Source organism: Parendozoicomonas verongulae (genome assembly GCF_009711465.1).
GTDB lineage: Bacteria > Pseudomonadota > Gammaproteobacteria > Pseudomonadales > Endozoicomonadaceae > Sansalvadorimonas > Sansalvadorimonas verongulae.
In genome coordinates, this window is sequence record NZ_SMME01000585.1 from 1 (window position 1) to 1,701 (window position 1,701).

The following is a 1,701-nucleotide window of genomic DNA, read 5'->3' on the forward strand; positions in this document are numbered from 1 at the left end:
CAGGCTCATTTCGTATTGGAGAAGACTCTTAGAAGTAGCCCTGAAATTTTAGGGCTATGCTTCTATGTTCTATGCGCACGTGGGGCTGGCTTCTTGAACTAGACAATTATTGACAGCCACCAGATACCGGAATCTCGGCAGACAGAAGATTACCAGTGGGGAAACCGTGCTGATTTGCACAGTTGGTTAAACCGGACAGATTTATCCAGTTGCGCAGGCTTGTCCATGGTCTTATCAATGGTGGTAACGGGGTGTGCGCTGTTTGCTTTCATGGTTACGCTCTCCCTGCTGGCTTGCGGAGAACGATTACTGCGCCGATCCGGGCAGCGATAGCTTGAGCGGTGCTGTGGCTGGTTCTGGTAATGGTGACTGTGCTGGTAGTGCGCGCACTGCGAACAATGGCAAGGCGGTATTGTTGTATGGCCATGTGAAGGCTCCTTGTAGTTATGGAGCCCGTCACCCAAGGTCTCAATCTTGATTGGTGACAGGGCTGGAATGGTTGAGACTACCGGCCTACAAGGAACCGGCCTACCCGAAGGTAGCCACTCCAGCCCCGTCATAACTGGCGGGTACACTGAAAGCATGGCACAAAAAAAACCGCTAACGCGGCTGTGCGTCTTGTAGGTTGCCGGGTCTCAATCCGGGCCCCTGATTTTGCAGGAGCGAGTTAACCACAACAGGAGCCTTTAGCAGTTTGCAAACACGGGGAACCGCTTTCGGTCTGCTTTGTACCGGTTCCGGTACGCTTTCCGTACTGATTTCGGTACGTTTGGGCGAAAAGGTTTGTGTTATCGCCCTGAGTGTTTGCGTTATCACAAACACTGTTTGCTCTTAAGGTTGGCAACTGGGGAGGGCTTACCGGTACACCTCTTTTCTATGTCCCACTTTTACCACCTCAATAATTAACCGCCCATTATGTACTTGGTACACAAGGCGATAGTTACCAGCACGAACCTTGTACGTATGCTCAGTGCCTGTCAGCTTGCGGCACCCGTCCGGGTAGGGGTTGGCTATTAAGGATTCCGCCAAGTCCACCAGCTTTCCTACTGTGTCCTTTGGCAGCTTTCTAAGCTCCTTCAGGACTGAGCGCTTCCACTGCAATTCGAACTTGTCTTCGAACCTGCGTTCGTACTTTTGCTTGTTATTGCCCACGGATCACCTCAGAGCTTGCCGTCAGCCTTCAGACTCTTCACCACATCGGCATGGCTGATAGTGTCCTCCTTGCGTCGCTCTGCAACGGTAGCGAGGTCTTCCAGATCGTCTATCAGCTCTTGGTAGTCATCCACTGGCAAGACAACAGAAACCCGGTTTCCCTGCTCGTCGGTTATGTATTGGGGGGTAGGCTGTGTAGCTGCCATTGTGCTGTCTCCACTGTTCTTATGATCCGTTAGACCGCCTGCAAGCCTGTTTGTTGCTGGTGGCCTTCTGGAAGGTGTAGCAGGATTGCAGGGGCTTTGTGTTGTTTTAGCATGGCGGCAAGTTGATTTCGACTCGTTTGCGAGTTGTTTTTAACTCGCTGGCAGATCGTTTTTAATCACTTTTCTGATTGCTTTCTATCACTGGGGTGATCGTTTTTAATTACGGAAAGTGCCGTTAAATTTAACGACACCTATTTGGATAAAAGTATTTCCTGTTAAGCCCTCTGATATAAGGGATCAGAATCGCCTGAAAGCATATGTGAGAAGGGGGCGGCACCATATG

The 1,701-nt window shown here is 50.6% G+C and carries 4 protein-coding genes; all 4 read right to left on the reverse strand.

Annotated elements, in window-relative coordinates:
* Window positions 1-149: 149 nt before the first annotated feature.
* A complete protein-coding gene (locus E1189_RS25695; RefSeq protein WP_268921567.1) occupies window positions 150-272 on the reverse strand; it encodes a hypothetical protein in 123 nt (40 codons plus the stop codon).
* 2 nt (window positions 273-274) lie between these two features.
* Window positions 275-427: a hypothetical protein gene (locus tag E1189_RS01685; protein ID WP_155158357.1), complete on the reverse strand. Its 153-nt coding sequence runs from the start codon at window positions 425-427 to the stop codon at window positions 275-277.
* Window positions 428-855: 428 nt separating this feature from the next.
* Window positions 856-1,152, reverse strand: coding sequence for a type II toxin-antitoxin system RelE family toxin (locus E1189_RS01690; protein WP_155158358.1), 297 nt, complete (start codon window positions 1,150-1,152; stop codon window positions 856-858).
* Window positions 1,153-1,160: 8 nt separating this feature from the next.
* Window positions 1,161-1,358: a RelB antitoxin-like protein gene (locus E1189_RS01695; protein WP_155158359.1), complete on the reverse strand. Its 198-nt coding sequence runs from the start codon at window positions 1,356-1,358 to the stop codon at window positions 1,161-1,163.
* Window positions 1,359-1,701 lie beyond the last annotated feature (343 nt).

Bases quoted from the DNA above. Each gene is read 5' to 3' on its own strand.
- E1189_RS25695 (WP_268921567.1), bottom strand. From the start codon at position 272: ATGAAAGCAAACAGCGCACACCCCGTTACCACCATTGATAAGACCATG.
- E1189_RS01695 (WP_155158359.1), bottom strand. From the start codon at position 1,358: ATGGCAGCTACACAGCCTACCCCCCAATACATAACCGACGAGCAGGGA.
- E1189_RS01685 (WP_155158357.1), bottom strand. From the start codon at position 427: ATGGCCATACAACAATACCGCCTTGCCATTGTTCGCAGTGCGCGCACT.